Origin of the sequence: Microbacterium sp. CFBP 13617 (genome assembly GCF_014839445.1) — a bacterium.
In the GTDB taxonomy this organism is placed as follows: Bacteria; Actinomycetota; Actinomycetes; order Actinomycetales; family Microbacteriaceae; genus Microbacterium.
Genome location: NZ_JACYNW010000006.1, coordinates 1 through 5,572 on the forward strand (window position 1 = coordinate 1; position 5,572 = coordinate 5,572).

General features: G+C 54.6%; 2 rRNA genes. Both read left to right on the forward strand.

What is annotated here, in order from left to right:
* Positions 1-446: 446 nt before the first annotated feature.
* Positions 447-1,968, forward strand: a 16S ribosomal RNA gene (locus tag IFU40_RS16595).
* Between the two features lie 426 nt (positions 1,969-2,394).
* Positions 2,395-5,506 (forward strand): 23S ribosomal RNA (locus tag IFU40_RS16600).
* Together the 16S and 23S rRNA genes form the textbook arrangement of a ribosomal RNA operon.
* Positions 5,507-5,572 lie beyond the last annotated feature (66 nt).

A 5,572-nucleotide genomic window follows, 5' to 3' on the forward strand; every position in this document is an offset into this window, starting at 1 on the left:
TCTTTTACTTGTTCGCCCCACAGGGGAGAGCGGAGCGGCCGAAAGGCCCCGCAGCCCCTCATGTAGCGAACCACTTCCTGATCTGTGGTCTTGAGAGTTTCGGTTCTCTGGTCTATGGTTGGGATCCTGCCACTCGGCGTGTACATCCTTCACTGGTCGTCTTCGGGCGTGGTGTTGTGGTTGTGTCGGTGGTGTTAGGCGTATTGCCTCACGGGTAGGTCGAGAGATTGTTTCTGTGGGTGCGTCCGTTCCTTGAGAACTCAACAGCGTGCACTTGTCAAATGCCAATTTTATCCTCGTTGGTCTTCGGATCGCGAGAATTCCTTTGGATCAAAGTCCAATCCTCTTTTTGGGGGTTGGCATCTGGATAGTCAGTTTTGACTTCCTGTTTGGTCAGATTGAACTCGCTTGCCTTGACCTTATTCCGGTTGGGTGGGCATTTTTCTTTTACGGAGAGTTTGATCCTGGCTCAGGATGAACGCTGGCGGCGTGCTTAACACATGCAAGTCGAACGGTGAAGCCAAGCTTGCTTGGTGGATCAGTGGCGAACGGGTGAGTAACACGTGAGCAACCTGCCCTGGACTCTGGGATAAGCGCTGGAAACGGCGTCTAATACTGGATATGAGACGTGATCGCATGGTCGTGTTTGGAAAGATTTTTCGGTCTGGGATGGGCTCGCGGCCTATCAGCTTGTTGGTGAGGTAATGGCTCACCAAGGCGTCGACGGGTAGCCGGCCTGAGAGGGTGACCGGCCACACTGGGACTGAGACACGGCCCAGACTCCTACGGGAGGCAGCAGTGGGGAATATTGCACAATGGGCGGAAGCCTGATGCAGCAACGCCGCGTGAGGGATGACGGCCTTCGGGTTGTAAACCTCTTTTAGCAGGGAAGAAGCGAAAGTGACGGTACCTGCAGAAAAAGCGCCGGCTAACTACGTGCCAGCAGCCGCGGTAATACGTAGGGCGCAAGCGTTATCCGGAATTATTGGGCGTAAAGAGCTCGTAGGCGGTTTGTCGCGTCTGCTGTGAAATCCCGAGGCTCAACCTCGGGTCTGCAGTGGGTACGGGCAGACTAGAGTGCGGTAGGGGAGATTGGAATTCCTGGTGTAGCGGTGGAATGCGCAGATATCAGGAGGAACACCGATGGCGAAGGCAGATCTCTGGGCCGTAACTGACGCTGAGGAGCGAAAGGGTGGGGAGCAAACAGGCTTAGATACCCTGGTAGTCCACCCCGTAAACGTTGGGAACTAGTTGTGGGGACCATTCCACGGTTTCCGTGACGCAGCTAACGCATTAAGTTCCCCGCCTGGGGAGTACGGCCGCAAGGCTAAAACTCAAAGGAATTGACGGGGACCCGCACAAGCGGCGGAGCATGCGGATTAATTCGATGCAACGCGAAGAACCTTACCAAGGCTTGACATATACGAGAACGGGCCAGAAATGGTCAACTCTTTGGACACTCGTAAACAGGTGGTGCATGGTTGTCGTCAGCTCGTGTCGTGAGATGTTGGGTTAAGTCCCGCAACGAGCGCAACCCTCGTTCTATGTTGCCAGCACGTAATGGTGGGAACTCATGGGATACTGCCGGGGTCAACTCGGAGGAAGGTGGGGATGACGTCAAATCATCATGCCCCTTATGTCTTGGGCTTCACGCATGCTACAATGGCCGGTACAAAGGGCTGCAATACCGTGAGGTGGAGCGAATCCCAAAAAGCCGGTCCCAGTTCGGATTGAGGTCTGCAACTCGACCTCATGAAGTCGGAGTCGCTAGTAATCGCAGATCAGCAACGCTGCGGTGAATACGTTCCCGGGTCTTGTACACACCGCCCGTCAAGTCATGAAAGTCGGTAACACCTGAAGCCGGTGGCCCAACCCTTGTGGAGGGAGCCGTCGAAGGTGGGATCGGTAATTAGGACTAAGTCGTAACAAGGTAGCCGTACCGGAAGGTGCGGCTGGATCACCTCCTTTCTAAGGAGCATCTGGCATCACGGGTTCTTTGGAGCGTGTGGTGTCCAGGCGCCGGATCAGACCGAATGTGTCTGCCGGTAGCTCATGGGTGGAACATTTGATGGGGTGCTGTTCGGGTTTTCTTCGTCCTTAGTACACCGCTTGCGGTGGGAACGGGATGGGGTTGGTTCGGGTAGTACATGCACGCTGTTGGGTCCTGAGGGACCGGGCGCTGATTGCGTCAGTCTTCGGGCTGGGGTGGTTGGTGGCTGTTTCCTTGTGGGCCTCGTCTCGGCGCCGGTGTTCCGGTGGTTGGGGTGGGGTACCGCCCGTACTTTGAGAACTACACAGTGGACGCGAGCATCTTCGACATTGTCCTTCGGGATGGTGTCGTGAAGATGATCTTAAAGATCATTAGTCAATTTTTTGACGATTCAACTCATGTGATTTCAAGTCTTTAAGAGCAAACGGTGAATGCCTTGGCATCTGGAGCCGAAGAAGGACGTAGCAATCTGCGATAAGCCTCGGGGAACTGATAAGCGAGTTTTGATCCGAGGGTGTCCGAATGGGGAAACCCCGCTGGGCGGCGTGCCGACCTGGTGACTCCCGCCTGAATATATAGGGCGGGTAGAGGGAACGTGGGGAAGTGAAACATCTCAGTACCCACAGGAAGAGAAAGCAAAAGCGATTCCGTAAGTAGTGGCGAGCGAAACCGGAAGAGGCTAAACCTAGCGTGTGTGATAGCCGGCAGGTGTTGCACGTTGGGGGTTGCGGGACTTTTCTGATTGTTCTGCCGAGCAGTCGACGTTACAAGTAGGTATAGACGAACGGTTTTGAATGGCCGGTCATAGAGGGTGCGAACCCCGTAGTCGAAATGCCTGTTCTTGGCGTGAGAAGTATCCCAAGTAGCACGGGGCCCGAGAAATCCCGTGTGAATCTGTCAGGACCACCTGATAAGCCTAAATACTCCCAGATGACCGATAGCGGACAAGTACCGTGAGGGAAAGGTGAAAAGTACCCCGGGAGGGGAGTGAAATAGTACCTGAAACCGTTTGCTTACAAACCGTTGGAGCCTCCTTAGTAGGGGTGACAGCGTGCCTTTTGAAGAATGAGCCTGCGAGTTAGTGATACGTGGCGAGGTTAACCCGTGTGGGGTAGCCGTAGCGAAAGCGAGTCTGAATAGGGCGTTTGAGTCGCGTGTTCTAGACCCGAAGCGAAGTGATCTATCCATGGCCAGGTTGAAGCGACGGTAAGACGTCGTGGAGGACCGAACCCACTTAGGTTGAAAACTGAGGGGATGAGCTGTGGATAGGGGTGAAAGGCCAATCAAACTTCGTGATAGCTGGTTCTCTCCGAAATGCATTTAGGTGCAGCGTTGCGTGTTTCTTGCCGGAGGTAGAGCTACTGGATGGCCGATGGGCCCTACAAGGTTACTGACGTCAGCCAAACTCCGAATGCCGGTAAGTGAGAGCGCAGCAGTGAGACTGTGGGGGATAAGCTTCATAGTCGAGAGGGAAACAACCCAGACCACCAACTAAGGTCCCTAAGCGCGTGCTAAGTGGGAAAGGATGTGGAGTTGCTTTGACAACCAGGAGGTTGGCTTAGAAGCAGCCACCCTTGAAAGAGTGCGTAATAGCTCACTGGTCAAGTGATTCCGCGCCGACAATGTAACGGGGCTCAAGCACGCCACCGAAGTTGTGGCATTAGCATTTTTGGTAGGCCTTCGTGGTCCAGCCGTGTTGATGGGTAGGAGAGCGTCGTGTGGCGAGTGAAGCGGCGGGGTGACCCAGCCGTGGACGCCACACGAGTGAGAATGCAGGCATGAGTAGCGAAAGACGTGTGAGAAACACGTCCTCCGAAAGACCAAGGGTTCCAGGGTCAAGCTAATCTTCCCTGGGTAAGTCGGGACCTAAGGCGAGGCCGACAGGCGTAGTCGATGGACAACGGGTTGATATTCCCGTACCGGCGAAGAACCGCCCAAGTTAATCCAGTGGTGCTAAGAGTCCTAGCTCAGAATTGTTTGGATCCCTTCGGGGTGATGGACGTCTGTGTGAACGCTCGACCCCATGCTGGTGCGGCTAGCGTATTAACAGGTGTGACGCAGGAAGGTAGCCCAAGCCAGGCGATGGTAGTCCTGGTGCAAGTGCGTAGGCCGAGTGATAGGCAAATCCGTCACTCATTGAGGCTGAGACACGATGCGGATAAAAAGTGGGTGATCCTATGCTGCCAAGAAAAGCATCGACGCGAGGTTCAAGCCGCCCGTACCCCAAACCGACTCAGGTGGTCAGGTAGAGAATACCAAGGAGATCGAGAGAATCGTGGTTAAGGAACTCGGCAAAATGCCCCCGTAACTTCGGGAGAAGGGGGGCCATCCACTTATTAGGACTTGCTCCGAAAGGGTGTGGTGGCCGCAGAGACTAGTGGGTAGCGACTGTTTACTAAAAACACAGGTCCGTGCCAAGTCGCAAGACGATGTATACGGACTGACGCCTGCCCGGTGCTGGAAGGTTAAGAGGACCGGTTAGCCGTAAGGCGAAGCTGAGAATTTAAGCCCCAGTAAACGGCGGTGGTAACTATAACCATCCTAAGGTAGCGAAATTCCTTGTCGGGTAAGTTCCGACCTGCACGAATGGCGTAACGACTTCCCAACTGTCTCAACCGCGAACTCGGCGAAATTGCATTACGAGTAAAGATGCTCGTTACGCGCAGCAGGACGGAAAGACCCCGTGACCTTTACTACAGCTTGGTATTGGTGTTCGGTGTGGCTTGTGTAGGATAGGTGGGAGACTGTGAAGCATTCACGCCAGTGAGTGTGGAGTCATTGTTGAAATACCACTCTGGTCACTCTGGATATCTAACTTAGGACCGTGATCCGGTTCAGGGACAGTGCCTGGTGGGTAGTTTAACTGGGGCGGTTGCCTCCCAAAATGTAACGGAGGCGCCCAAAGGTTCCCTCAACCTGGTTGGCAATCAGGTGGCGAGTGTAAGTGCACAAGGGAGCTTGACTGTGAGACTGACAGGTCGAGCAGGGACGAAAGTCGGGACTAGTGATCCGGCAGTGGCTTGTGGAAGCGCTGTCGCTCAACGGATAAAAGGTACCTCGGGGATAACAGGCTGATCTTGCCCAAGAGTCCATATCGACGGCATGGTTTGGCACCTCGATGTCGGCTCGTCGCATCCTGGGGCTGGAGTAGGTCCCAAGGGTTGGGCTGTTCGCCCATTAAAGCGGTACGCGAGCTGGGTTTAGAACGTCGTGAGACAGTTCGGTCCCTATCCGCTGCGCGCGTAGGAAGTTTGAGAGGATCTGACCCTAGTACGAGAGGACCGGGTTGGACGAACCTCTGGTGTGTCAGTTGTTCCGCCAGGAGCACCGCTGATTAGCTACGTTCGGGATGGATAACCGCTGAAAGCATCTAAGCGGGAAGCCGGCCTCAAGATGAGACTTCCATGCCCTTCGGGGCGAGAGGCTCCCAGCCAGACTACTGGGTTGATAGGCCGGATGTGGAAGCGTAGCAATACGTGAAGCTGACCGGTACTAATAAGCCGATGACTTGATAACACACCGTTTTTGGTGCTTGCGTCCACTGAGTGGTTCTCGATGTACGGTCGGGAACTCAACAATGAT